This window comes from Pigmentiphaga humi, from assembly GCF_900606115.1.
Lineage (GTDB): Bacteria > Pseudomonadota > Gammaproteobacteria > Burkholderiales > Burkholderiaceae_B > Pigmentiphaga > Pigmentiphaga humi.
Map to the genome: position 1 here is coordinate 23,977 of NZ_UWPJ01000005.1, position 23,425 is coordinate 47,401.

The 23,425-nt window shown below is 68.4% G+C and carries 22 protein-coding genes and 1 riboswitch; of the genes, 18 read left to right on the forward strand and 4 right to left on the reverse strand.

Translation table 11 applies throughout. The features are described from left to right. Nucleotides 1-84 precede the first annotated feature (84 nt). The 5 genes from PIGHUM_RS00435 to PIGHUM_RS00460 all read left to right on the forward strand — a co-directional run bounded on the left by PIGHUM_RS00435 (nucleotide 85) and on the right by PIGHUM_RS00460 (nucleotide 4,879). A complete protein-coding gene (locus PIGHUM_RS00435) occupies nucleotides 85-1,041 on the forward strand; it encodes a LysR family transcriptional regulator (RefSeq protein ID WP_124077278.1) in 957 nt (318 codons plus the stop codon). Nucleotides 1,042-1,285: 244 nt separating this feature from the next. Beyond that, on the forward strand, nucleotides 1,286-1,960 hold the full coding sequence (locus PIGHUM_RS00445; protein ID WP_160142084.1) for a LysR substrate-binding domain-containing protein: 675 nt from the start codon (nucleotides 1,286-1,288) through the stop codon (nucleotides 1,958-1,960). A 54-nt stretch (nucleotides 1,961-2,014) separates the two neighbouring features. Then, entirely contained in the window at nucleotides 2,015-3,082 is a 1,068-nt protein-coding gene (locus tag PIGHUM_RS00450) for a tripartite tricarboxylate transporter substrate binding protein (protein ID WP_246012844.1), read from the forward strand. Nucleotides 3,083-3,090: 8 nt separating this feature from the next. Next, a complete protein-coding gene (locus tag PIGHUM_RS00455) occupies nucleotides 3,091-4,410 on the forward strand; it encodes an LLM class flavin-dependent oxidoreductase (protein ID WP_124077281.1) in 1,320 nt (439 codons plus the stop codon). Nucleotides 4,411-4,468: 58 nt separating this feature from the next. Then, complete coding sequence (locus tag PIGHUM_RS00460; RefSeq protein WP_124077282.1) at nucleotides 4,469-4,879, forward strand: OsmC family protein; 411 nt, start codon at nucleotides 4,469-4,471, stop codon at nucleotides 4,877-4,879. A 42-nt stretch (nucleotides 4,880-4,921) separates the two neighbouring features. On the opposite strand, the gene PIGHUM_RS00465 is transcribed toward PIGHUM_RS00460, so the two are convergent. Beyond that, on the reverse strand, nucleotides 4,922-5,926 hold the full coding sequence (locus PIGHUM_RS00465; RefSeq protein WP_124077283.1) for an aldo/keto reductase: 1,005 nt from the start codon (nucleotides 5,924-5,926) through the stop codon (nucleotides 4,922-4,924). A gap of 228 nt (nucleotides 5,927-6,154) precedes the next feature. Between PIGHUM_RS00465 and PIGHUM_RS00470 the strand changes: the two genes are divergently transcribed. The 3 genes from PIGHUM_RS00470 (at nucleotide 6,155) to PIGHUM_RS00480 (ending at nucleotide 9,009) form a co-directional block, all read left to right on the forward strand. Then, nucleotides 6,155-7,069 (forward strand): LysR family transcriptional regulator, encoded by a 915-nt coding sequence (locus PIGHUM_RS00470; RefSeq protein ID WP_160142085.1) that lies wholly within the window; start codon nucleotides 6,155-6,157, stop codon nucleotides 7,067-7,069. A gap of 114 nt (nucleotides 7,070-7,183) precedes the next feature. Then, complete coding sequence (locus PIGHUM_RS00475) at nucleotides 7,184-8,182, forward strand: Bug family tripartite tricarboxylate transporter substrate binding protein (RefSeq protein WP_124077285.1); 999 nt, start codon at nucleotides 7,184-7,186, stop codon at nucleotides 8,180-8,182. A gap of 14 nt (nucleotides 8,183-8,196) precedes the next feature. Beyond that, nucleotides 8,197-9,009 carry an amidohydrolase family protein gene (locus PIGHUM_RS00480; protein ID WP_246012845.1) on the forward strand — a complete coding sequence of 271 codons (813 nt, stop codon included), beginning with the start codon at nucleotides 8,197-8,199 and terminating at the stop codon, nucleotides 9,007-9,009. A gap of 37 nt (nucleotides 9,010-9,046) precedes the next feature. On the opposite strand, the gene PIGHUM_RS00485 is transcribed toward PIGHUM_RS00480, so the two are convergent. Next, nucleotides 9,047-10,078 (reverse strand): aromatic ring-hydroxylating dioxygenase subunit alpha, encoded by a 1,032-nt coding sequence (locus PIGHUM_RS00485; protein ID WP_124077287.1) that lies wholly within the window; start codon nucleotides 10,076-10,078, stop codon nucleotides 9,047-9,049. A gap of 167 nt (nucleotides 10,079-10,245) precedes the next feature. Between PIGHUM_RS00485 and PIGHUM_RS00490 the strand changes: the two genes are divergently transcribed. From PIGHUM_RS00490 to metF, 6 genes are all read left to right on the forward strand, one after another. Further along, nucleotides 10,246-11,175, forward strand: coding sequence for a LysR substrate-binding domain-containing protein (locus PIGHUM_RS00490; protein ID WP_124077288.1), 930 nt, complete (start codon nucleotides 10,246-10,248; stop codon nucleotides 11,173-11,175). A 49-nt stretch (nucleotides 11,176-11,224) separates the two neighbouring features. Then, the gene (locus PIGHUM_RS00495) at nucleotides 11,225-11,440 is read left to right on the forward strand and encodes a DUF1289 domain-containing protein (RefSeq protein WP_124077289.1); all 216 of its coding nucleotides are present in this window, start codon (nucleotides 11,225-11,227) and stop codon (nucleotides 11,438-11,440) included. An 87-nt stretch (nucleotides 11,441-11,527) separates the two neighbouring features. Beyond that, nucleotides 11,528-12,574 carry a glycosyltransferase family 4 protein gene (locus tag PIGHUM_RS00500; protein ID WP_124077290.1) on the forward strand — a complete coding sequence of 349 codons (1,047 nt, stop codon included), beginning with the start codon at nucleotides 11,528-11,530 and terminating at the stop codon, nucleotides 12,572-12,574. 99 nt (nucleotides 12,575-12,673) lie between these two features. Then, a riboswitch (S-adenosyl-L-homocysteine riboswitch) is annotated at nucleotides 12,674-12,792 on the forward strand. A 76-nt stretch (nucleotides 12,793-12,868) separates the two neighbouring features. Further along, nucleotides 12,869-14,287: an adenosylhomocysteinase gene (gene ahcY / locus PIGHUM_RS00505; RefSeq protein WP_124077291.1), complete on the forward strand. Its 1,419-nt coding sequence runs from the start codon at nucleotides 12,869-12,871 to the stop codon at nucleotides 14,285-14,287. A gap of 63 nt (nucleotides 14,288-14,350) precedes the next feature. Then, on the forward strand, nucleotides 14,351-14,689 hold the full coding sequence (locus PIGHUM_RS00510; RefSeq protein ID WP_124077292.1) for a phage holin family protein: 339 nt from the start codon (nucleotides 14,351-14,353) through the stop codon (nucleotides 14,687-14,689). A 25-nt stretch (nucleotides 14,690-14,714) separates the two neighbouring features. Further along, nucleotides 14,715-15,593, forward strand: coding sequence for a methylenetetrahydrofolate reductase [NAD(P)H] (metF, locus tag PIGHUM_RS00515; RefSeq protein ID WP_124077293.1), 879 nt, complete (start codon nucleotides 14,715-14,717; stop codon nucleotides 15,591-15,593). Between the two features lie 85 nt (nucleotides 15,594-15,678). Here metF and PIGHUM_RS00520 read toward each other — a convergent pair whose 3' ends face one another. Next, nucleotides 15,679-16,347 (reverse strand): 5-formyltetrahydrofolate cyclo-ligase, encoded by a 669-nt coding sequence (locus PIGHUM_RS00520; protein WP_124077294.1) that lies wholly within the window; start codon nucleotides 16,345-16,347, stop codon nucleotides 15,679-15,681. A gap of 67 nt (nucleotides 16,348-16,414) precedes the next feature. On the opposite strand from PIGHUM_RS00520, the gene PIGHUM_RS00525 reads away from it, so the two are divergent. The 4 genes from PIGHUM_RS00525 to PIGHUM_RS00540 all read left to right on the forward strand — a co-directional run bounded on the left by PIGHUM_RS00525 (nucleotide 16,415) and on the right by PIGHUM_RS00540 (nucleotide 22,411). Beyond that, complete coding sequence (locus tag PIGHUM_RS00525; RefSeq protein ID WP_124077295.1) at nucleotides 16,415-18,313, forward strand: lytic transglycosylase domain-containing protein; 1,899 nt, start codon at nucleotides 16,415-16,417, stop codon at nucleotides 18,311-18,313. A 22-nt stretch (nucleotides 18,314-18,335) separates the two neighbouring features. After that, complete coding sequence (locus PIGHUM_RS00530) at nucleotides 18,336-19,295, forward strand: complex I NDUFA9 subunit family protein (protein WP_124077709.1); 960 nt, start codon at nucleotides 18,336-18,338, stop codon at nucleotides 19,293-19,295. Between the two features lie 77 nt (nucleotides 19,296-19,372). Continuing rightward, nucleotides 19,373-20,503, forward strand: a complete 1,131-nt coding sequence (locus PIGHUM_RS00535; protein WP_124077710.1) for a tRNA nucleotidyltransferase/poly(A) polymerase-related protein — start codon at nucleotides 19,373-19,375, stop codon at nucleotides 20,501-20,503. 69 nt (nucleotides 20,504-20,572) lie between these two features. Then, on the forward strand, nucleotides 20,573-22,411 hold the full coding sequence (locus PIGHUM_RS00540; RefSeq protein WP_124077296.1) for an ABC transporter ATP-binding protein/permease: 1,839 nt from the start codon (nucleotides 20,573-20,575) through the stop codon (nucleotides 22,409-22,411). Nucleotide 22,412: 1 nt separating this feature from the next. On the opposite strand, the gene PIGHUM_RS00545 is transcribed toward PIGHUM_RS00540, so the two are convergent. Further along, nucleotides 22,413-23,351 carry a 2-hydroxyacid dehydrogenase gene (locus tag PIGHUM_RS00545; protein WP_124077297.1) on the reverse strand — a complete coding sequence of 313 codons (939 nt, stop codon included), beginning with the start codon at nucleotides 23,349-23,351 and terminating at the stop codon, nucleotides 22,413-22,415. Nucleotides 23,352-23,425 lie beyond the last annotated feature (74 nt).

Below are 23,425 nucleotides of genomic sequence, written 5' to 3' on the forward strand. Positions count from 1 at the left end.
ACCTCCCGTTTGATGCAGAATACTTTTCGGGCCGGCCTATAGCCATAGACTGCCAAGCAACTAAGAATTGCCTAACGAGCAACCATGGATTTCTCAACAATAGCCATATTCGTGCAGGTGGCGGACCATCTGAGCCTATCCGAAGCCGCGTCGCGCCTCGGCCTGACGGCATCCGGCGTCAGCCGCGCGCTGACCCGGCTCGAAAGCCGGGTGGGAGTGAAGCTGATGACCAGATCGCCACGAGGGGTCAAACTGACTTCGGATGGCGCGGAATTCCACGTGCGCTGCAGACAATTGCTCGCCGACATGGAAATGGCTGTCTCGACCGTCAGCAAGGGACGGACTACGCCGCGCGGGCGATTGCGGCTGCAGTGCCCCGTCGGCTTCGGCAAGCACGTCGTCATCCCAGCCCTGCCGGCCTTCATGCAGCGCTATCCCGAACTGGTGATCGATCTCCAGTTGGACGACAGGCAATACGATCTGACGAAAGAAAATATCGACGTCGCGATCCGCGTCGGACACGTGAGGGATACCAAGCTCGTCGCCAAGCGGCTTTGCCGCACCCGATTCATCACTTGCGCTTCGCCGGATTACCTGGCTCGCCATGGCGAACCGAGCTCACCGGCCGAGCTATCCGGCCACCGATGCATTGGGTACTTCAACGCACAAACGGGCCGATACAGAGAATGGGGCTATGTCGAAGACGCAGTCGAGCGCTGGCGCCCCGTGCACGGACCGATCAATATAAGCACCGCGGACGGTCTGCTCGACGCGGCCTTGAACGGCTGCGGCATCGCGACGATGACGACGTTCGTGGCGGCGCAATCGGTTGCCTCCGGCCATCTGGTCATCGTGCTCAAGAACTATACGACGGTAGGGCCGGATATTTCGATCGTCTATCCTCCGCAGAACCGGACGTCGGCTCCCGCCCGCGCGTTGATCAACTTCCTGGTCGACTTGGTTCCTAAACAACCGCTCTGGGAACAAATGATCAATGACGCGCTCGGCGCCTCGCCTCGAAGACGCGTGCGCGATCAATGACCTCCCCTGGCCTTGAGTCGGCGTACCCGGCTCGCACCGCCCGAACGCAAGGATCAGTTTTATCCTTCCGCGATGATCCGGTGGACGGCGCCGGCAATCGCGAGCAGGCGCCGTTCGCTGCCTTTCCGGCCGACCAGTTGAATGCCCACCGGCATGCCGGTCGGGCCTGTCATGCCCGGCACGTTCACGCACGGCAGGCCAAGCAGCGTCCACACGCGGCTGTGGACCGGATCGCCGGCTGGCGGTGCTCGCCCGCGACCAGACGACGCGCCTGACCGTCGGCGCGCCGCCCACGGCGTGCGCGCACCTGATCGTGCCCCTCATCGCGGAGTTCGAGAAAGCCAATCCGCGCGTTCACGTCCACGTGGTCGATACGGACCTCGGCAACATCGACAGGCTGGTGCAGGCCGGCAGCATCGACATCGGCCTGGGCATGTTCGTCAGGCCGACCGGATCGATCCGGACCAGTCTTTTCAAATTCACTCTCGTCCTGGCGTCGGCCGCGCCGCGCTTCCAGATCGGACGCACGCCCAAACGCTGGGCCGACCTGGTCGACGCGCCGCTGATCGGATTGCCCGCCGACTACCCGTTCCAGCAGATCGTGGCCGGCCATCTGGCGGAAGCCGGCCGCTCCCAAGGCCCGCGCGACCTGGTCAATTTCATCGATACACAGATCAGCATGGCCGCCGCCGGCCGCGGGGTCGCGATCATCCCCACCACGGCGATCAACTCGTGCCGGAACTGGCCCGTCAAGCTCGAGCCGATCGTCGATCCGACCGTGGAAATGGACTATTTCGAACTGCGGGATAAAGCCAGGGTGCTGCCCCCCTGCGCGGATGCGTTCACCAGCTTCCTACGGGAAAGCGTGCCCAGGCTATTGGCGCCGTTCAAGACGCCCCGCCGCGCATCCGCCTCCTGATCGAATAAGCATCCTTCTTTTTGTTCGTTTGCCGCGCCGGCCCGCTCGCCTAGGATGGCAGGGCCGACTGCGCAGCGGCTCGTCCTGCGCGTTCCTGTCGCCGGCGCCATCGGCATGGCCGCCGGCCATCGCAACATGGCCCCCACTTTGTTTCGTTTCCTGACGCGCCTGGGCGCAGCCCTGGTCCTGGGCGCCGCCGCCTCCGCATCGTTTGCCCAGCAACCGTATCCCGACAAACCGATCCGTCTCGTCGTGCCTTACCCGCCGGGCGGCACGGCCGACATTCTGGGACGCCTGCTGGCCGAGCGCCTTCCGCCCGAGCTGGGGCAAACGGTACTGGTCGAGAACCGCGCCGGCGGCGGCACCGCCATCGGCGCGCGCTATGTGGCCGCCGCGCCCGCCGACGGCTACACGCTGTTCGTCGGCACCAGCACCTCGCATGCGATCAACCCGGCCTTGCAGGCCGACATCGGCTACGACCCCGTACGGGACTTCACGGCGGTGGCGGCGATCGCGGAGGTGCCCTACGTCATCGTCTCCCATCCCAAGCGGGGATTCCGCATCCTGAAGGACCTGGTGGCCTACGCCCGCGCCCATCCCGGCGAGCTGAACTATTCCTCGGCGGGCACCGGCTCGTCCAACCACCTTGGCGGCGAGCTGCTGGGCTCGGTCGAGCGCATCCGGATCACCCACATTCCCTACAAGGGCAGCGCCCCCGCGCTGAACGACCTGCTGGCCGGACAGGTCGACTTCATGTTCGATCTGGCGCCGACGGCGCAGCAGCACATCCGCGCCGGCAAGCTGACGCCGCTCGCCGTCACCGCCGCGCAGCGCAGCGCCGTGCTGCCCGACGTGCCGACCGCCGCCGAAGCCGGCGTCCCCGGTGCTCAGATCACCGCATGGTTCGGCATTTTCGCGCCCGCGCGGCTGCCCGCCGAGATCCGGCAGCGGCTGGCGCAGGCGCTCTCGGCCGTGCTGGCCCAGCCCGACACGCGCAAGCGCCTGGCCGACCTGGGCACCGAGTCCATGACCCAGCAGGGCGCCGCGTTCCAGTCCTTCGTCGCGCAGGACTATGCGCATTGGAAAAACCTGGTCGCACAGGCCGGCATCAAGGCGGACTGAGAGAAACCATGTCCGACCGCACGCTACACCTGGCCGCTTTCGCGGCCGCCGGTCCCGTATCCGGCAACCACGGCGGATGGCGCTACCCGGGGGCCGACCTCGACCTGCTGTCCGCCGGCTACTACCGCAAGCTGGGCCGCAAGCTCGAGGCCGCGCGCTTCGACCTGCTGTTCATCGCCGACATCCTCGCCATTCCCACGCGCCTGGAGAACAGCCTCGACAGCCAGCTGCGCTACGGCGCGCTGGGCGCGCTGCGCCTGGAGCCGCTGTCGGTGCTGTCGCTGATCGCCGGCCATACCGAACACCTGGGCCTGGCGGCAACGATATCCACCACGTATTTCGAGCCCTACGACGTGGCGCGTTCGCTGGCCACGCTGGACCACTTGAGCGGCGGCCGCGCCGCCTGGAATATCGTCACTTCTTTCCAGCACGCCGAGGCGCGCAACTTCGGCCGCGAGGACCATATCAGCCACGACGAACGCTACGATCGCGCGGACGAATTCCTGGAAGTGGCCTGCAAGCTGTGGAACAGCTGGGAGGACGGCGCGCTGGTGCGCGATGCCGCCGCCCCCTTGTTCGCCGACCCGTCCAAGGTCCGCCCCATCGACCACCGCGGCCGCTGGTTCCAGGTGGAAGGCCCGCTGAACGTGAGCCGGCCGCCGCAGGGCCGGCCGGTCTTCGTCCAGGCCGGCGCGTCGAGCCGCGGCAAGGATTTCGCCGCCCGCTGGACCGACGTCATCTTCGTCACGCATGCCTCGCTCGAATCGGCGCAGGCCTTCTACCGGGAGATGAAACAGCGCGCCGCGGCGCAGGGCCGCGACCCGGACGGACTGAAGATATTGCCCGGCATCGCGCCGCTGACGGGAGAAACCGGCGAGATCGCCCGGGCCAAGGATGCGCTGTTGACGGACCTGGCGGACGCGAAGGCCGGCCTGTCCACCCTGGCCTACCACCTGGACATCGATTTGTCACGGTTCCCGCAGGACACGCCGCTGCCCGAGATCGAGCAGCCGGGCATCCACGGACATTACAAGGAAGTGGCCGAACTCACCCGCAAGCACGGCATGTCGCTGGCGCAGATCGGCAAGCAGTACGCCATCAAGACGAACCGCGATTTCATCGGCGGCTACAAGGAAGTCGCCGACCGGATCGAGCAATGGTTCACGCAATCCGCCTGCGACGGCTTCATGATCCAGATCCCGTATCTGTTCGGCGGCCTGGACGACTTCGCCAATCTCGTCGTGCCTGAGCTGCAGCGCCGCGGCCTGTTCCGCACGGACTACGAAGGCACGACGCTGCGCGACCGGCTCGGCCTGCCCCGGCCCTAAGGCGGCGGTGCGCCGCCGCAGCCGCAACGCCAGCCTTACCCATCAGCAGGAGTTTTTCATGCCCAACCAAGCCCTAGCGACCACCACCGGCCAGCCCGGCACCTGGCTGCTCCGTTCCCGCCACAACTACCTGGTGTCCGGCGCCACGCCCGAACGCGGCGGGACCGGCGAACCGTGGCTGGCCGGAGAACTGCTGGTGGCGGCACTGGCCAGCTGCGCGACCTCGATCGTGGCCGACGCCGCCGCCGGCCGCGGCCTGGCGCTGCACTACCTGAGCGTCTCGGCCAGCTCGGAACGCGACCCGGACGAGCCCGGCCGGTACGCTGCCATCACGCTGGCGTTCGACCTGGAGGGGCCGAGCCGGCAAGAGGCCGAAGCCCTGGTGGCCGAATTCCAGGCCACCTGCCCGATCTACGGCACGCTGTCGCGCGGCGCCCCGGTGCGCGTCGACATCCGGACGACCGAATGATGAGTCGGCCACGGGCCGCGCAAGGGCAGCCCCGGGCTCCGTTCAACGCGCCGCGTCGCCCCAGCGGTAGACCTGGGTCAGGTCGTCCAGCCTGCGCTTGAGTTCCGGATCGAGCGCGTAGTCGGCCGCGGCCAGCGTATCGGCCAGTTGCTCGGGCCGGCTGGCCCCCAGCAGCGGCGCGGTGATCGCAGGATTGGCGAGCACCCAGGCGATGGCCAGTGTCGTCAGCGGCACGCCCGCTTCGCGCGCGATTTCCTGCAAGGCGTCCACCGTATCGAAGTAGCGGTCGGACCAGTAGCGCTCCTGATAGCGTTCGGCCGCATTGCCCAGGGTGAAGCGCGTGCCCTCGGTCGGCGCGCCGCGGCGATGCTTGCCGGTCAGCAGCCCGCCGGCCAGGGGGTTGTAGGGAATCACGCCCAAGCCCTCTTCCTGCGCCAGCGGCAGCAGCTCGCGCTCGATCTCCCGAAACAGCAGGCTATAGCGCGGCTGCACCGAAACGAAGCGGACCAGTCCGTGCAGCTCCGAGCGGCCGATCGCCCGGGCCAGGCGATAGGCGAGGAAATTGGAGACGCCGACATACCGGGCCCGGCCGGAACGCACGATCGTGTCCAGCGCCTCCAGGGTCTCGTCGAGCGGCGTGTTCGCATCGTCGCCATGCAGCTGGTAGAGATCGACGTAATCGGTCTGCAGGCGCTCGAGCGAGCCATCGACCGCGGCCAGCAGGTGCTTGCGCGACGCTCCCTGGTCCCAGGGATGCGGGCCGACCCGGCCGAACGCCTTGGTCGCCACGACCAGGCCTTCGCGCCTGCCGGGGACGGCGCGCAGCCAGCGGCCGAGAATCTCCTCGGTGGCGCCGACGGTTCGCAACCCGCCTCCCAGCGGATAGACGTCGGCGGTATCGAGGAAGTTGATGCCGCCCTCGACCGCCTTGTCGAGGATCCGGCAAGCGGCGGATTCGTCGGTCTGCAGGCCGAAGGTCATGGTGCCGAGCGCCAGGCGGCTCACGGTCAGGCCGGTACGGCCGAGGCGAGTGGTGGTCAGTGTCATCTGCGCGCCGCTGAAAAAAATGGGGAAACGTCTATGCTAGAACAGCATGCCGGCCGGGGGAACAAGCGATTTCGAATAAACACCTGCCGCGGCGGGAAATGCGCCGTTCAGCCCGGACTTTGCCGCCCGAAAGCGCCATGGACTTGTTTTGCACCGGTCGATGAATCTCTTGCATGCAGCCGGCCCGCTGCCGATGATGGCCGCTTGTCGATTTTTCCCGAGACATCCATGCAGATCGATTTTCTCGGCATGCAGGCCTTCCTCTGCATCGTCGAGCACGGCGGTTTCCTGCCGGCCGCCACGCACCTGAATCTTTCTCAAACGGCGGTCAGCCATCGCCTGCGCAAGCTGGAGGACAGCCTGGGCATGAAGCTGCTGACGCGCACCACGCGCAGCATCACGCTGACCGACGCCGGCCGCGCACTGCTGCCGCGGGTGCGCAGCGCCATGCAGGAGCTCGAGCGTTCCTACGACACGGTCAGGCAGCACACTCTGGATGCGCCGCCCTGGCTGGTGGTCGGCTGCCTGCCGACGCTGGCGATATCGCAGCTCGCACCCGTGCTGCGGGCCTTTGCCCGGCGCTATCCCGAAGTCGCGGTGCGCATCATGGACGACTCCATCAGCGAAATCGCCGAACACGTGCACAACGGCGCCGCCGCCTTCGGCGTATCGCTGGCCAGCTCCAACCGCTACGGCCTGGACATGGAAGTTTTCGCGCAAGAGCCTTTCGTGCTGGCCTGCCCGCCCGATCATCCGCTGGCGCGGTCCCGCTGCGTGGAGTGGGAACAGCTGCGCGGCGAAACCCTGATACGGATCAGCCTGCCGGCGGGCAACGCCGCCACCATCGACGACGCGCTGGGCGAGCGCCGGCTCTCGTTCCGCTGGATCTACGAGACTCAGCACACCTCGATCGCCCTGGATCTGGTGGCCAACGGGCTGGGGCTGACCATCGTTCCGGCCCTGAGCGCCCGCAACGTGCCCGGCATCCGCACCTGCGCGCTGCAAGCGCCGCACGTGGCGCGCGAACTGGCCATCGTGACGCGACGCGGCGCTCGGCTGGCGCCGCCCGCGCAGGCGATGCGCGAACTGCTGGCGGAAGGCATCCGGCGCAATCTTGCGGACCTCGATGAATACGGCGCATGAATCCGCCAAACAATTCATTTGTCCCGGCCGTGCCCCCTGCATAGACTGGCTCCCTGCAATAAAGGCCCTCCGCGCCGAGCGCGCAGGCCAGGGCCGTTTCGCAAGGAGACGCACATGCACCACCCCCGCCGCCGGCTGCTCGCACGAGCGCCCGCATGCCTGGCCCTGGCCGCCCTGCTCGCTTTGCCCATGGCGGGCCCGGCCGGCGCCCAGTCGGGCAGCTTTCCCAGCCAGCCCCTGCGCATGATCATTCCCTTCGGCGTGGGCGGGCTCGCCGACATCTCCATGCGCCTGGTCGCCCAGCGACTTTCCGACCGGCTGGGCCAGCAGGTGATCGTGGAGAACAAGCCCGGCGCGGGCGGCGTGGTCGCCGCCAACGCCGTCCTGACCGCGCCGCGCGACGGCTATACGCTGGCGGTGTTCGCCAACGGCACCGCCATCAGCAAAACCCTGTTCAAGCTGCCTTTCGACGCCGAGAAAGACTTCACGCCTATCTCGACGGCGGCCTATTTCGACCTGGTGCTGCTCACCAAGGCCCAGGGCAAATACCCCACCCTGGCATCGCTATTGGAAGCAGGCAAGCAGCGCCAGATCGTCCTTGGCACGATCAATCCGGGCAGCACGCAACACTTGTCGGCCGAACTGTTCAAGTCCATGTCCGGCATCCAGGCCATGACCGTGCCGTTCAAGAGCACGCCTGAAGTGCTCACGGCCCTGCTGCGCGGCGACATCGACGTCATGTTCGAGTCCTATGCGGCGCTCAAGGGCGCCATCGATTCGGGCCAGGTCACGGCGGTCGCGGCGACCGGCCACAAGCGCTCGAGCTGGCTCCCCAAGGTCCCGACCGTCACGGAAAGCGGCGTGCCCGGCTACGAGGTGGAAGGCTGGAACGCGCTGTTCGCGCCCGCCGGCACGCCGCCGGACCGCGTCGCCCGTCTGAACGCGGCCGTCAACCAGGTGCTGCAGGAACCCGACATCCGCAAGCGGCTCGAATCGCTCGGCACCGAAGCGCGGGGCAGCACCCCGGCCGAACTGGGGCAGGTGCTGCGGCGCGACGTCGAAAAATGGGCCGGCGTGATCCGCCAGGCCGGCATCCCCGTACAACAGAACTAGCAGGAGCCCGCTTCGTGACGTTTTCTTCCCCTTCTGCCGGCCCGCTGCTGGTCGACGCCCACGTGCACGTCTTCACGCGCGACATGCCGCTGGTGCCCAATCCGCGCCACACGCCCGGCTACAGCTTTACCGTGGAGCAGTTGCTGGAAACCATGGACGCGCACGGCGTGCAATTCGCCGTCATCGCCGCCGCCAGCCCATGGGGCGACTACAACGACTACGTGATCGAGTCGCTGCGCAAATCGCCGCGGCTGCGCGGTACCGTCATCGTCGACCCCGGCATCGAAAGGCTGATCCTCGAAGACATGCACGCGGCGGGCGTGCGGGGCGTGCGCCTGCCTTTCATCAGCATGCGCGAACTGCCCGATCTCGATTCGTGGAACTACCGCAAGTTCCTGCGGCGCCTGGCGGACCTCGACTGGCACGTGCACCTGCACATCGAGGGGCCGCGCATCCCCGAAGTGCTGCCCGCGCTGGAAGCCTCCGGTGTGAAGATCGTCATCGACCACATCGGCCGGCCCGGCCCCGAGGACAGCTGGCGCGGCGCGGGCTTCCAGGCCATGATCCGGTCGGTGCAGTCCGGGCGCGCGTGGGTCAAGATGTCGGGCGCCTACCGGCTCGGCTCCCATGCCCGCGAATGCGCGCAGGTATTGTGCAAGGAAGCCGGCACCGACCGCCTGATGTGGGCCAGCGACTGCCCCTTCGTGGGAGCGGAATCCACCATGAGCTACCAGGCAGCCATAGACTGGCTCGCGGACACCGTCCCCGATCCCGACGCGCGCCGCCGGATTTTTGCCGACAACGCCTTGCGTTTCTATTTTTCCTGAAACGGCGCGGTGTCCGCCGCCCCGGCCTACTCGCCGGCTACGCCCGCTCGTCCTCGACCATTTGCGCCAGCATCCGTGCCGCCATCACGGGAGCATGGTCGATGCGCAGCGAGACCAATTGACGCAGGCCCGTTTCCTCCTGGGCGCGCTGCATGGCCAGCTCGATTTCCAGGTCCTCCTGGTAGGTCCGTTCGAGCGCCGCGCGCAGCATCGCCGCCGCCTGATCGTCGCCCACTTGATAGTTGCGCACGTGCATCCAGAAGAAATGCGTGCTGGACGCCGTCTCGGGGGTCAGGAACTTATAGCTGTAGGTGCGCAGCCCCGCGCAGAGCTGCTCGTCGGTATCGCGCGGCGCGCCGGCGGGCAGCACGATGGTTTCCACGCGCGAAGTCGAGGGCAGGTGGAAATAGAAGAATTGCCCGCGGTCGACCGGGACGTCGCCCACGTTCAGGCGCCGCCGGTCGTGCGGCGACGGCGAGGTGTTCTCCAGCCATCGATACGCGACGATGTAATCGTCGGTGCGCTCGGTGGCGACCGGCTGTTCGCCGGCCAGCGGGTTGCCGATGGTGCCCGAGTGCAGGAAGGTGGTGTGGGCCGGGTCCATCAGATTTTCGATGATGTTGACGTAGTTGGACGGATGGCGTTGGTAGCCCCCGTCGATCACGTCCCAGCCCGCCTGCCCGTGCTTGGAGATGGAAAACAGCCGCACAGGGTCGGCACGCTCGGCCTCCCCCATCCAGATCCAGACCACGCCATAGCGCTCCACCACCGGAAAGCTGCGCGTGCTCGCCTTGGGTGGAATCGTGGCCTGGCCGGGAATGTGCACGCAGCGGCCGCCGCCATCGAATTGCAGGCCGTGGTAGGTGCACTGCAGCCTGCCTTCCACACAGGTCCCCATGGACAGGGGCACGAGCCGATGCGGGCAGCGATCGGCCAGCGCCGCGACGCTGCCGTCGGCCTGGCGGAACAGCACCACCGGCTCGTCCAGCAGGCGGCGGCCCAGCGGTCCGGCGCCGATCTCGCTGCTCCAGGCGGCGGCGTACCAGTGGTTGAGGACATAGTTCCCCATGGCGGATCTCCTGTTCAAGTCGGCGGGGCGAACCCGTCCCGCCTCTGGCGAGAGTGTAAAAATGATGCCGCCCAGAGATAATCCACCTCATCAAGAAAATACTATTGCCATGCCGGCATAATCCTATCGTTTCCGGTTCTCTTCCCGCTATTTCGACGCGGTCAACCATGAGTCATTGGGCAGGTATCGAAGAGTTCTACACCGTCGCGCAGGGACGCAGCTTCACCCAGGCGGCACGGCGCCTGGGCCTGTCCGCCTCGCAGGTCAGCCGCGAAGTGGCGCGCCTGGAGGACCGCCTGGGCCAGCGCTTGCTGTACCGGTCGACCCGGCGCGTCAGCCTGACCGAAGCCGGCGAGCGTTTTTTCGTGCGCTGCAGGCAGCTGCTGGAAGATCGCGACGAGGCGCTTGCGGCGATATTGGACGAATCGGCCCTGCTGCAGGGCACGCTGCGCATGACGTGCTCGGAGCGCTTCATCGTGCCGATGATCAATCGCTTCATGCTGTCGCATCCGCAGTTGAAGGTCGATGTGCTGCTGTGGAATGAACATCTGGACCTGGTTGACGAAGGCATGGATCTGGCGATCCGCTTCGGCCAGTTGAGCGATTCGCGGCTGGTGGCGAGCCGGCTGGGGTCCCGCACGCGCTACCTGTGCGCCGCGCCCGCCTACATCGAGGCGCGCGGCGCGCCGCGCACGCTGGAGGAACTGGACAGCCACGACAGCATCTGCGGCGCGGACGAATTCTGGCACTTCACGCTCGCGGGGCAGCCGTGCGCCTACCGGCCCAGCGGCCGCTTCCGCTGCAACAGCGGCTATGCCGTGATCGACGCGGTGCGCCTGGGACTGGGCCTATGCCAGCTTCCCGACTTCTACGTCGAAGAACACCTGCGCGCCGGCACTCTGGTGGAATTGCTGGCCGCGCACCGTCCGCAAGAAGAGGCGGTCTGGGCAGTCTATCCGCATCGGCGCCACGTGCCGCGGAAGGTCAGGCTGGCGGTGGAACACTTGCAACGGGAGTTCGAGGCGCGCAAGCCGCCGGCCCTGCCAGGGCTGCCCATCGGCGGCGGACGCCCGGCCCGCCGGCGCAGGACGGCCTGACATCGGGCCAGGCCGGCAGCCGGCCCCATCGGCGCTACACTGGCCCGGTATGACCGACAAGCCCGACCTCCCCGTAGCGCCCCCGCCCCCCGAGACCGCCGATTCGCCTTGCGTCGCCGTGTGCTCCACGCTGTTCGACGACATCTGCCGCGGCTGCGGCAGGACCACCATGGAAGTGGCGAACTGGGTGTTCCTGAGCCCCGAGGAAAAGCAGGTGGTGTGGAAACGCATACGGGCGCAGGGCTATCCGCGGCGCAAGGGCTGACGGTACCGCGCCCCGCGGTCATGACTGTCTTGGCCGTGTCACATCCGGGCGGCTAAATGTCGGCATCGCACCGACATCCGGCCGCCCATGCGCATCGTTCTCGTCTCGGATGCCTGGCATCCCCAGGTCAATGGCGTCGTCCATACCTGGACCTACATGCAGCAGGTCCTGACGGCCTGGGGGCATGAACTCCTGATCGTCAGCCCGGCCGGCAGCCGCACCGTCCCGACGCCTTCCGAGCCCGACGTGCGCCTGTGCATCGAGCCGCGCCGCCACCTGCTGCGCACGCTCGACGGCCGCGAGCCGGACACGCTGCACATCGCCACCGAGGGCCCGCTGGGCCTGGCGGCCCGCCGGCTGGCGCGGCAGCGCGGCTGGCACCATACGACCTCGTTCCACACCATGTTCCCGGACTACCTGCAGGCGCGCCTGGGCATTCCGGCCAGCCTGACCTGGCGGTTCATGCGCTGGTTCCACCGGCCCTCGCAGCGCGTGCTGGTGCCCACGCCCACGGTGCGCGACAAGCTGGCCGCACACGGCCTGCGCAATCTGCACGTCTGGGCGCGCGGCGTCGATACCGAGGCTTTCCGGCCCGGCAAGCGCGAGCCGCTGCCCTATCCCGGCCCTGTCTTCCTGAGCGTGGGTCGGCTGGCGAAAGAAAAGAACCTGGACGCCTTCCTGTCGCTGGACCTGCCCGGCACCAAGCTGGTGGTGGGCGGCGGGCCGGACGAGGCCCGGCTGCGCCGCAAGTATCCGGACACGGTGTTCGCGGGCATGACGCCCCACGATCGATTGGCGCGCTATTACGCGGCCGCCGACGTATTCGTCTTTCCCAGCCTGACCGACACCTTCGGCCTGGTCATGCTCGAAGCGATCGCATGCGGCACGCCGGTCGCGGCCTACCGCAGCGAAGCGCCGCTGGCCGTCGTGCGCGAAGGACTCACCGGCATCCTGCACGAAGACCTGCGCCAGGCCTGCCTGCGGGCGCTCGAACTGCCCCGTGAAGCGGTCCGGCAGGAAGCCTTGCGGCACGGCTGGACCGCGATCGCGCACCGGCTGCTGGAATTGCAGGTTCCGGCGAACCCGGCGCTGGCCCGCGAGGAACTGGACTGGTATCCGCAAGGGGCGGCCTGACGCCCGGGCCCGCATCCCGCGGCAAATTCCGGTTGCATCCTGTCCGCCGCACCCGCATCCGGGGCCGCCACGGCGGGCCGGAACCCGCTACAATGCCTTCGACCTGAGGAGCGTTGCGACGACCGGCATTTCTTGCCCGGCCGCCAGGCTCAGGTTACGGATCGGTCGAGCCGCGCACCAGGCGCGCCGCCGCTCCCCGGCAACGGCGCTCGCCCCTGATCCTGCCTGTGCAGGCCGTGCGGCGAGCCTTCCGCTCATGCCGCGGCGTCACAGGACAAGCAACCTGGAGCCCCCATGAACGCTGTACCTCAAGACACCTCCACCGACTACCGCATCGCCGACATCGCCCTGGCCGCCTGGGGCCGCCGCGAAATCGGCATCGCCGAGACCGAGATGCCGGGCCTGATGGCGATCCGCGAAGAATTCGCCGCCATCCAGCCGCTCAAGGGCGCCCGCATCGCCGGCAGCCTGCACATGACCATCCAGACCGCCGTGCTGATCGAAACGCTCAAGGCGCTCGGCGCGGACGTGCGCTGGGCCTCGTGCAACATCTTCTCGACGCAGGACCACGCCGCCGCCGCCATCGCCGCCTCGGGCACGCCGGTGTTCGCGGTCAAGGGCGAATCGCTGGCCGACTACTGGGACTACACCCACCAGATCTTCGAATGGCCGGCCGGCGCCCATGCCAACATGATCCTGGACGACGGCGGCGACGCCACGCTGCTGCTGCACCTGGGCAGCAAGGCCGAGCAGGATCCCTCCGTGCTGGCCAAGCCGGGCAGCGAGGAAGAGACCGCGCTGTTCGCCTCGATCCGCGCCACGCTGGCGCGCGATCCCAAGTGGTATTCCACCCGCCTGGCGCAGATCAAGGGCGTGACCGAGGAAACCACCACCGGCGTGCACCGCCTCTACCAGATGTCCAAGAAGGGCGAGCTGGCCTTCGCGGCGATCAACGTCAACGACTCGGTCACCAAGTCCAAGTTCGACAACCTGTACGGCTGCCGCGAGTCGCTGGTGGACGGCATCAAGCGCGCCACAGACGTCATGGTGGCGGGCAAGGTCGCGGTGGTGTGCGGCTACGGCGACGTGGGCAAGGGCTGCGCCCAGGCACTGGCCGCGCTGCGCGCCCAGGTGTGGGTGACCGAGGTCGATCCCATCTGCGCGCTGCAAGCCGCGATGGAAGGCTACAAGGTCGTGACCATGGAATACGCGGCCGACAAGGCCGACATCTTCGTCACCGCCACCGGCAACTACCACGTGATCACGCACGAGCACCTGGTCGCGATGAAGGACGAGGCCATCGTCTGCAACATCGGCCACTTCGACAACGAGATCGACGTCGCTTCGCTCAAGCAATACCAGTGGGAAGAGATCAAGCCGCAGGTCGACCACATCGTCCTGCCCTCGGGCAAGCGCATCATCCTGCTGGCCCAGGGCCGGCTGGTGAACCTGGGCTGCGCCACCGGCCATCCCTCGTTCGTGATGTCGTCCTCGTTCGCCAACCAGACCATCGCCCAGATCGAGCTGTGGAGCCATAACGAGAAGTACACCCGGGGCCAGGTCTACGTGCTGCCCAAGCACCTGGACGAGAAGGTCGCCAAGCTGCACCTGAAGAAGCTGGGCGTCCAGCTCACGCAGCTGCGTGCCGACCAGGCCGCCTACATCAACGTGCCGGTCGAGGGCCCGTACAAGCCCGAACACTACCGCTACTGACCGCTTCCTCCCGCCCCGCCCATCCCGGATCGCGGGGCACCCCCACCTGGCTAGGAGTGTGCAATGACGCTGTTACTGATCTGGTTGCTCAATGCGGTGGCGCTGCTGGTCGTGGCCTACCTGCTGCCCGGCATCACCGTTGCCAGCTTCGGCTCGGCGCTGGTCGCCGCGCTGGTGCTGGGCCTGCTGAACTCGCTGGTCAAGCCGGTGCTGGTGCTGCTCACGCTGCCCATCACCGTGGTCACGCTGGGCCTGTTCCTGCTGGTGCTCAATGCCCTGCTGTTCTGGTTCGCCGGCTCCATCTTGAAGGGCTTCCAGGTCAACGGTTTCTGGTGGGCGGTCATCGGCGCGGTCCTCTACAGTCTGATCTCGGGCCTGTTGTCGGCCATCGTGCCCAACTGACCCTTCTTTCAACAGGTTTCCTCACGTGAGTTCGTCCGTTCCCTACGGCGCGGCGCCGGCCGACGCCGCGCCCGTCTTCAGCCTGGAATTCTTCCCGCCGCGCGATGCCGCGGCGCAGGACAGGCTGGTTCGCAGCGCCCAGCAGCTCCATGGCCTGCGACCGCATTTCGCCAGCGTCACCTTCGGCGCCGGTGGCTCCACCCGCGACGGCACCATGCTGGCCGTGGACATTCTGCAAAAGCTGGGCTACCAGGTCGCCCCGCATTTGTCCTGCATAGGCTCCACCAAAGAGAGCCTGCGCGAGATCCTCGCCGCCTACCGGCAGGCCGGCATCCGGCGCCTGGTGGCGCTGCGCGGCGACATGCCCTCGGGCATGGGCGACATGGGCGAGCTGCGCTACGCCCGCGACCTGGTCGATTTCGTGCGCCGCGAAACCGGCGACTGGTTCCACATCGAAGTGGCGGCGTACCCGGAAATGCATCCGCAGGCCTCGGGCCCGGATGCCGACCTGGAACACTTCGTCGAGAAAATGCGAGCCGGGGCGAACAGCGCCATCACGCAATATTTCTTCAACGCCGACGCCTATTTCGACTTCGTCGACCGCGCCACGGCCAAGGGCGTGCTGGCGCCCATCGTGCCGGGCATCATGCCCATCACGAACTACACGCAGCTGGCGCGCTTCTCCGACATGTGCGGCGCCGAGATCCCGCGCTGGATCAAGCTGCGCCTGGCTTCGTACGGCGACGACAAAGCCTCCCTCCGCGCCTTCGGCCACGACGTGGTGGCGGGCCTGTGCCAGGACCTGCTCGACGGCGGCGCGCCCGGCCTGCACTTCTACACCATGAACCAGGCCGAGGCGACGCTGGCGATCTGGAAAGAGGTGGGTCCCCCCCCTACGCGCTGACGCGCGCCCCCCAGGGGGGCGGCACTGGCGGACCGGCGGAGCCGGATCCACTGTGCCCTGGGTCGAGACATTCGCTTGCGTGGGACTAAGCAGCGCGTAGAGGGAGGCCCTCCTCCGTAATGATGTCGTCCAGCCGTATGTCGTGCGGCTCGGGCGCGTGTTCGCCGGCTTGCAGGCGGCTGCAGGCATAGGCGACGCCCAGCGCCAGTACCGGGCCGGCGGCGCGCAGCGACGCCAGGGTTCGGTCGTAGTAGCCGCCGCCGTAGCCGATGCGATCCCCTTCCGCGGTGAAACCCAACGTGGGCACCAGCACGATGCGAGGCACGCGGACCGGCGTGCCCTGAGGCTCGGGAATACGGTAGGCGCCCGGCGCCATCGCGGTATCCGGGGTCCAGGCACGGAACACGAGCGGCGCCGCGATGGCCTCCACCACGGGCAGCGCCAGTTGCAGGCGCGGATCGACCGCCCAGCCGTGCAGCGCCGGCCGCAGGTCTGGCTCGCCGCCTATGGGCCAGAACGCGGACAGCACCACGGGCTCGCCGCCCCATGCGCTGCGGGCCAGGCCCTCGTGTATCCTGGCCTGCAGCAGCGCAACGATGCGGGCGTCGGCGCGAGCGCGCGCATCCGGCGCCATGGCGGCCCGCCGCGCCCGCAGCCGGGCTCGCAGCCCCTCGCCTTGCGGCCGCGCCGGCGTGGCATCCTGGCCCGCCGCCCTGTCTTCTCTGGGTTTTCCCGATGCTATGCTTGACGTCATGGCTACACTAGCTCTGCTTTCCAGAATGCGGATTACAGCATTTGCCGCCGTGCTGGCAAGTGCTGCGATGAGCACCGCGTGTGCCCAGGTCTCCGCGCCGCCCGCCGACGACGCCCTGATCGCCGCCCGCACCGCCGCGCAAACCGGCAATTGGGACACCCTGCGCGCCCTGGTGCCGCGCGTGCAGGGCCACGTGCTGGCCGCCTATCCGCAATACTGGTGGCTGCGCCAGCAGTTGAACGATACGCGCAAGCCGCTGCCCGAAGTCGAGCTGAACGAATTCGTCGACGCCCACCGGGGCACCTACCTGGCCGAGCGCCTGCGCGGCGAATGGCTGCTCGCGGCCTATCGCCAGGCCGACTACGCCACGGTGCGCACGCTGGCCGACACCACCGTCACCACCCCGCAGGCCGATTGCGCCATCCTGGCGGCCATGCAGGCGCGCGGCCAGCGCGTCACCGCGCGCCAGGCCATCGAGAAATTCCAGCCGGGCGACGTCTGCTGGGCGCTGTACGACCGGCTCCAGGCCGACGGCGTCCTGCAATGGCAGGATTTCTCCACGCAGATGCGCGACATGCTGGAAACCAATGCGCTCGCCAACGCCAAGCGCATGGCGCGCTACGTGTTCGAGCCGGCCCAGTTGAAGACGCTCAACGCCGCGCTGGACCAGCCCATGGCCTGGCTGGCGCGGCAGAATCCGCTGCCGCGCGACCGCGCGGCGCGCGAACTGATCGTGGTCGCGCTCAGCCGGCTGGGCCGCAACGACCTTCAGGTCGGCTACGAGTATTTCCAGCGCAACTGGGCCCGGCAACTGCCTGCCGACGACGCGAACTGGGTGCGCAACCAGTTCGCGCTGCTCGCGTCGTTCAAGCTCGATCCGGTCGCAGTGGAATGGTACCGGGCCGGCGAAGGCGGCACGCTGACCGAATACAACCAGGCCTGGCGCGCGCGCATGGTGCTGCGCCAGCAGCCGGTGGACTGGCGCGCGCTGAACCGCTATATCGAGCAGATGCCGCCCGCGCTGCGCGACGACCCCACCTGGGTCTACTGGCACGCCCGCGGCCTGGTCGCGCTGGGCGCCGTGCAGCAAGGCCAGGAGGAGTTCCGCAGCATCGCCGGCCAGTTCAACTTCTACGGGCAGCTGGCCGCGGAAGAACTGGGCATATCGACCACGATCCCCACCTCCGCCGCGCCGGTCACGCCCGAAGAACTGGCCCGGGCGCAATACGATCCGGCCCTGCAGCGCGCCATCGCGCTGCTGCGACTGGGCTGGCGCACCGAGGGCGTGCGCGAGTGGAACCATGCGCTGCGGGGGATGAACGATCGCCAGTTGCTGGCGACGGCCCAGCTCGCCCACCGCGACAACCTCTACGACCGCGCCGTCAACACTGCCGAGCGCACCCGCGACCAGCACGATTTCAACCTGCGCTTCCTGACGCCGTTCCGCGACCAACTGGTGGACAAGGCCGGCGAGATCGGCGTGGATCCGACCTGGGTGTACGGCCTGATCCGCCAGGAGTCCCGCTTCGTCATGAACGCCCGCTCCAGCGTCGGCGCCTCGGGCCTGATGCAATTGATGCCCGCCACCGCCAAATGGGTGGCCAAGCGCATCGGCATGACCGAATACGGCCACCATCGGGTCAACGACATGGACACCAACCTGACCCTGGGCACCAGCTACCTGCGCATCGTGCTGGACGATCTGGGCGGGTCGCCGCTGCTCGCCTCGGCCGGCTACAACGCCGGGCCGCGCCGTCCGCACACCTGGCGCTCGACGCTGCCCGGGCCGGTGGAAGGCGCCATCTTCGCCGAGACCATCCCGTTCACCGAGACCCGCGACTACGTGAAGAAGGTGCTGTCGAACGCCACGTACTACGCGGCCCTGTTCACCGGCCAACCCCAGTCGCTCAAGGCGCGGCTGGGCGTGGTCGCTCCGCAGATGGCGGAGACCACCACCATTCCTTGAGAGGCAGAGCTACGCCATGAACATGATTCATTCCCGCGTCCTGGTGCTGGGCGGCTCGGGCTTCATCGGCAGCCACCTGGTGGCTCGCCTGGCCGCGCAAGGCCGCAAGCTGCTGGTGCCGACCCGACGCTACATCAGCGCCCGCCACCTGCTGCCCCTGCCGACCGTGGACATCGTCGAGGCCGATCTGTTCGACGACGCGGCGCTGGACCGCCTGGTGCAAGGGCGCGACGCCGTCGTCAACCTGGTGGGCGTACTGCACGGCGACTCGGGCACGCCCTATGGCAAGACCTTCCGCAAGCTGCACGTCGAACTGCCCGAGCGGGTGGCCCGCGCCTGCGTGGCCCATCGCGTGCCCCGGCTGCTGCACATGAGCGCGCTGGGCGCGGACTCCGGCGGCTCCAGCATGTACCGGCGCTCCAAGGGCGACGGCGAGGCCGCCGTGCACCGCGTATTCGACGCCTGGCCCGAAGGAGAACTGACCGTGTTCCGGCCCTCGGTGGTGTTCGGACCGGAAGACCGCTTCCTGAACACGTTCGCCGCCCTGGCGCGATGCTTCCCGGTGCTGCCGGTGGCGGCCAGTTCGACGCGGCTGCAGCCCATCTACGTGGGCGACCTGACGCAAGCCATGGCCAATGCGCTGGACGACTACCGCACCTACGGCAGGACGTATTCGCTGGCCGGCCCGCAGGCCTACACGCTGAAAGACCTGATCGAAAAAGCCGCGGCCTGGAGCGGCCGCTCGCGCCGGGTGCTGCCGCTGCCCATGGGACTGGGCAGGCTGCAGGCCGCCTTCATGGAGATGCTGCCCGGCGCGCCGCTGATCTCGCGCGACAATCTCGACACCCTCAAGAGCGACAACGTGCTGGACGAACCGCTGGCGCCCGAGCTGGACGTGCACCCGACCGCGCTCGAAGCCATCGCGCCCGACTACCTCGGGCCGCGCGAACACACCCGCTATGACCGCTTCAGAAGAAGGTGACCCACCCTACCCGCTCACGCGGGCCCTCCCGGGGGCGGCACTGGCGGACCGGCAGAGCCGGATCCGCTGTGCCCTGGATGGAAATCAACGCGTTTTTTGGAGAGGCAGTGCAAGAAAGTAGGCGCGATGACCCGGCGACCGAAGGCCTGGAGGTCTATGTCGTGGGCGGGGCGGTGCGCGATGCCTTGCTGGGGCTGCCTGCGGGGGATCGCGATTGGGTGGTCGTGGGCGCTACGCCGGAGCAGATGTCGGCGCGCGGCTTCGTGCCGGTGGGCGGCGATTTTCCCGTGTTCCTGCATCCCGTCACGCGCGAGGAGTACGCGCTGGCGCGCACCGAGCGCAAATCGGGGCGGGGCTACAAGGGATTCACGTTTCATACCGGCGCCGACGTCACGCTGGAAGACGACCTGGGGCGGCGCGACCTGACCATCAACGCCATCGCCCGGACGCCGGACGGCCAACTGGTCGACCCTTACGGCGGACAGGCCGATCTGCGCGCCAGGCGCTTCCGGCACGTCGGCGCCGCCTTCGCCGAAGACCCGGTGCGCATCCTGCGGCTGGCGCGCTTCGCGGCGCGCTTCCACGACTTCACGGTCGTTCCCGAGACCCTGGAACTGTGCCGCCGCATGGCCGCCGACGGCGAAGTCGACGCGCTGGTGCCCGAACGTGTCTGGCGCGAGCTGTCGCGCGGACTGATGCAGGAGCGGCCGTCCCGCATGCTGCAAGTGCTGGCCGACACCGACGCCCTGTCCCGCATCGCGCCGGGCCTCGCGGTGGACGGCAAATTGCTGGACATCCTGGACGAAGCCGCCGATGCCGGGCTGCCGCTGGCCTCGCGCTATGCGCTGCTGTGCTCGGACAGCGCCGATCCGGCCGGCCTGGGCAAGCGGCTGCGGGCCTCGAACGACTGCAACGACATGGCCCGGCTGCTGCAACAGGTCCTGGCCGACTTGCCGCGCGCGGGCAAGGATCCGGAGCGCGTGCTGGCCTTGCTGGAACGCACGGACGCCCTGCGCAAACCCGAGCGCTTCGAACAACTGCTCCATGCTGCGCGGCGGCGGATACCGGTGGACGTGGACGACTGGCTCGCCGCGCGCGACGCGGTCAAGGCCGTCGATGCCGGCGCCATCGCGGCCCGGCACGCCGGCCAACCCGAGGGCATCCGCGAAGCCGTACGAGCCGCCCGCCTGGCCGCCCTGGCTCCGTGAGAGACCTCTTAAGCCTTTTTTAAGTTCGCATGGCTAGCATGGCCGGACTGCCTTCCACGAGCACCGGCCATGTCTGCAGACACCTCCTCATCCGCCCAGGCCCCGCTTTCCCCGAACGACATCCGCGGCCGGCTGCGTCTGCGCGCCACGTGGCGCTTGCTCAAGCCCTATTGGGTCTCCGAGGATCGCAAGGCGGCGCTGGGCCTGCTCGCCCTGGTCGTCGGGCTGAACCTGGCCCTGGTGGCGGCCAACGTCTGGCTAACCAACTGGAATCGCGTCTTCTACAACGCACTGGAGGTGCGCGATTTCGCGGCGTTCAAGCTGCAGCTGGCGCACTTCTGCGCGATCGCGGCGGCGTTCATCGTCATCGCCATCATGAAGCAGTACTACACCATGATGCTGGAGATGCGCTGGCGCACCTGGCTGACCGGCCAATGGCTGCGCCGCTGGACGACGGGGCAGGCGTATTACCGGGTCGAACAGACGCACGGCGCCGACAACCCCGACCAGCGCATCGCCGAGGACCTGCGCACGCTGGCCGGCAGCAGCCTGACCCTGTCGCTGGGACTGCTCAATTCCGTGGTGACGCTGTTGTCCTTCGTCACCCTGCTGTGGATGATATCCGGGCCGCTGGTGTTCGCGCTGGGCGGCCGGACCATCGCCATCCCCGGCTACATGGTGTGGTTCGCGGTGTTGTACGCCGCCGCCGGTTCATGGCTGACCCACAAGATAGGCAAGCCGCTGATCGGCCTGAGTTTCCGCCAGGAACAGACCGAGGCCGACTTCCGCTACGCGCTGATGCGGCTGCGGGAGAATGCCGAGGGCATCGCGCTGTACGGCGGCGAGCCCGCCGAGCGGGCGGGGCTGCACGGCGCGTTCGGCCACATACGCGAGAACTGGCGCGGACTGATGATCTATACGCGCCGGCTGGTCTTCGTCAATTCCGGCTACGGCCAGATCGCCATCGTCTTTCCGCTGATCGTGGCCGCGCCGAATTATTTCTCGGGCGCCATCACGCTGGGCGTGCTGATGCAGATCGCCTCCGCATTCGGACAAGTACAGGGCGCGCTGTCCTGGTTCGTGGACGGCTATGCCTCGCTGGTGAACTGGCAGGCGGCCGCCAACCGCCTGCTCGACTTCGGCTCGGCGCTGCAATCGGCCGAAACCGAGCACGGCATGCGCGATGGCGAGCATGGCATCGCGGTGACGGAACGCGCCGGTTCCACCGCGCCCGGCGCCATCGAGGCCGCCGGACTGGTGCTGGCGCTGCCCGGCCAAGGCGGCGGGCGCACGCTGACGGCGCCCTTCTCCATGACCGTGCGACCGGGCGAGCGGCTGCTGGTCACGGGCCCGTCCGGAGCCGGCAAGAGCGTGCTGTTCCGCGCCATGGCCGGCATCTGGCCCTACGGCGGCGGCAGCATCGCGGTGCCCGCCGGCGCGCGCACCCTGTTCCTGCCGCAGCGCAGCTACATCCCCGCGGGCACCCTGGCCGCCGCCCTGAACTACCCGTCGCCGCCCGGCACTCACGGCGGCGCGGCGCTGGCCGACCTGCTGCGCGACTGCCGGTTGGACCGGCTGACGGACAAGCTGCAGGAGCGCGACAATTGGGCGATGCGCCTGTCGCCCGGCGAGCAACAGCGCCTGGCCTTCGCCCGCGCCATCCTGCAGCAGCCGGACTATCTGTTCCTGGACGAGGCCACCTCGGCGCTGGACGAAGAAACCGAGGCCGCCCTGTACGCGCTGCTGGTCGAACGCCTGCCCCGGGCGGCCATCGTCAGCATCGCCCACCGCAGCACGGTGGCGCGTTGGCATGACCGCCACCTGCGCTACCGGCCGGTCCGCGAGCCGGGTTCGGAGCCGCGCTACCTGCCCACGGAGGAAAGCATGCCGGCAGGCATGCGCGCCTGATTCAATATCCCCGCCGCCAGTCCAGCCCCCGAAGCGGTTCGCCTGCTTCATGGCGGGCAATCCTGCCGGCGATCTGCGCCACGCTCTCGTCCACCAGGGACAGTGCCGAGATGTGCGGCGTGATGTCGATACGGGGATGGCGCCAGAACGGATGGTCTTGCGGCAGCGGCTCTTCGCGGAACACGTCAAGCGCCGCGCGGGCGAGCTTGCCGCGGGCGAGCGCCTCCAGCAGGTCCGTATCGACGAGGTGAGGACCGCGGGCCAGGTTCACCACGTAGCCGCCCTCGGCCATGGCGTCGAACACCCGGGCCGACAGCACGCCTGCGGTGGCGGGCGTGTCGGGCAGGAGATTGACCAGCATGCGCGCGCCGGAGGCGAAACGGATCAGCGCGTCGGGTCCGGCGTAGGTCTCGATTCCCGGCACCGACCGCTCGGTGCGGCTGTAGAGCCGCAGCGGAAACCCTTGCGCCGCCAGCGCTTGCGCCACCGGCAGGCCGAGCTGGCCGGCGCCGAGCACGCCTATCGTGAACGCCTCGGCCCGGTAGGGCTCCAGCGGCCGCCATACCCGCTCGCGCGCCTGCTCCTCATACGCATCGAAGCGGCGCTGGTAGCGCAGCGCGCAGTAGAGCGCGTACTCCGCCATCTGCCGCGCCATGCCCGCATCCTCCAGGCGCACCACCGGCACGCGATGCGTGACGAGGCCGGGATGCTCGCGCATGGCTGCGAGCAAGGCGTCCACGCCCGCGCCGAGGTTGAAGACGGCCTTCAGGCCGGGCCGGTCGGCCAGCGCCTGCTCGGGCGCTTTCCAGTACAGCAGGTAATCGGCGGGCGCATCGTCGCCCGGCTGCCAACTGCGCACCCGCGCCGCCGGCAGCGCCTCGCGCAGCGCAAGCAGCCAGGGCGCCTCGTCCACGCCGGCCGTTGCCAAGAGAATGTCCATGATGCCCCGCCTCGCCGGATTGCAAGAACAGCAGTGAGCATAGGCCGCGCGCCCGGACGCGGCAAACGGCTCGC

What these genes read in the sequence shown, in the direction of transcription:
- PIGHUM_RS00435 (WP_124077278.1), top strand. Translation starts at nt 85, where the DNA reads ATGGATTTCTCAACAATAGCCATATTCGTGCAGGTGGCGGACCATCTG.
- PIGHUM_RS00450 (WP_246012844.1), top strand. Translation starts at nt 2,015, where the DNA reads ATGGCAGGGCCGACTGCGCAGCGGCTCGTCCTGCGCGTTCCTGTCGCC.
- PIGHUM_RS00455 (WP_124077281.1), top strand. Translation starts at nt 3,091, where the DNA reads ATGTCCGACCGCACGCTACACCTGGCCGCTTTCGCGGCCGCCGGTCCC.
- PIGHUM_RS00460 (WP_124077282.1), top strand. Translation starts at nt 4,469, where the DNA reads ATGCCCAACCAAGCCCTAGCGACCACCACCGGCCAGCCCGGCACCTGG.
- PIGHUM_RS00465 (WP_124077283.1), bottom strand. Translation starts at nt 5,926, where the DNA reads ATGACACTGACCACCACTCGCCTCGGCCGTACCGGCCTGACCGTGAGC.
- PIGHUM_RS00470 (WP_160142085.1), top strand. Translation starts at nt 6,155, where the DNA reads ATGCAGATCGATTTTCTCGGCATGCAGGCCTTCCTCTGCATCGTCGAG.
- PIGHUM_RS00475 (WP_124077285.1), top strand. Translation starts at nt 7,184, where the DNA reads ATGCACCACCCCCGCCGCCGGCTGCTCGCACGAGCGCCCGCATGCCTG.
- PIGHUM_RS00485 (WP_124077287.1), bottom strand. Translation starts at nt 10,078, where the DNA reads ATGGGGAACTATGTCCTCAACCACTGGTACGCCGCCGCCTGGAGCAGC.
- PIGHUM_RS00490 (WP_124077288.1), top strand. Translation starts at nt 10,246, where the DNA reads ATGAGTCATTGGGCAGGTATCGAAGAGTTCTACACCGTCGCGCAGGGA.
- PIGHUM_RS00495 (WP_124077289.1), top strand. Translation starts at nt 11,225, where the DNA reads ATGACCGACAAGCCCGACCTCCCCGTAGCGCCCCCGCCCCCCGAGACC.
- PIGHUM_RS00500 (WP_124077290.1), top strand. Translation starts at nt 11,528, where the DNA reads ATGCGCATCGTTCTCGTCTCGGATGCCTGGCATCCCCAGGTCAATGGC.
- ahcY (WP_124077291.1), top strand. Translation starts at nt 12,869, where the DNA reads ATGAACGCTGTACCTCAAGACACCTCCACCGACTACCGCATCGCCGAC.
- PIGHUM_RS00510 (WP_124077292.1), top strand. Translation starts at nt 14,351, where the DNA reads ATGACGCTGTTACTGATCTGGTTGCTCAATGCGGTGGCGCTGCTGGTC.
- PIGHUM_RS00520 (WP_124077294.1), bottom strand. Translation starts at nt 16,347, where the DNA reads ATGACGTCAAGCATAGCATCGGGAAAACCCAGAGAAGACAGGGCGGCG.
- PIGHUM_RS00525 (WP_124077295.1), top strand. Translation starts at nt 16,415, where the DNA reads ATGAGCACCGCGTGTGCCCAGGTCTCCGCGCCGCCCGCCGACGACGCC.
- PIGHUM_RS00530 (WP_124077709.1), top strand. Translation starts at nt 18,336, where the DNA reads ATGATTCATTCCCGCGTCCTGGTGCTGGGCGGCTCGGGCTTCATCGGC.
- PIGHUM_RS00535 (WP_124077710.1), top strand. Translation starts at nt 19,373, where the DNA reads ATGGAAATCAACGCGTTTTTTGGAGAGGCAGTGCAAGAAAGTAGGCGC.
- PIGHUM_RS00540 (WP_124077296.1), top strand. Translation starts at nt 20,573, where the DNA reads ATGTCTGCAGACACCTCCTCATCCGCCCAGGCCCCGCTTTCCCCGAAC.
- PIGHUM_RS00545 (WP_124077297.1), bottom strand. Translation starts at nt 23,351, where the DNA reads ATGGACATTCTCTTGGCAACGGCCGGCGTGGACGAGGCGCCCTGGCTG.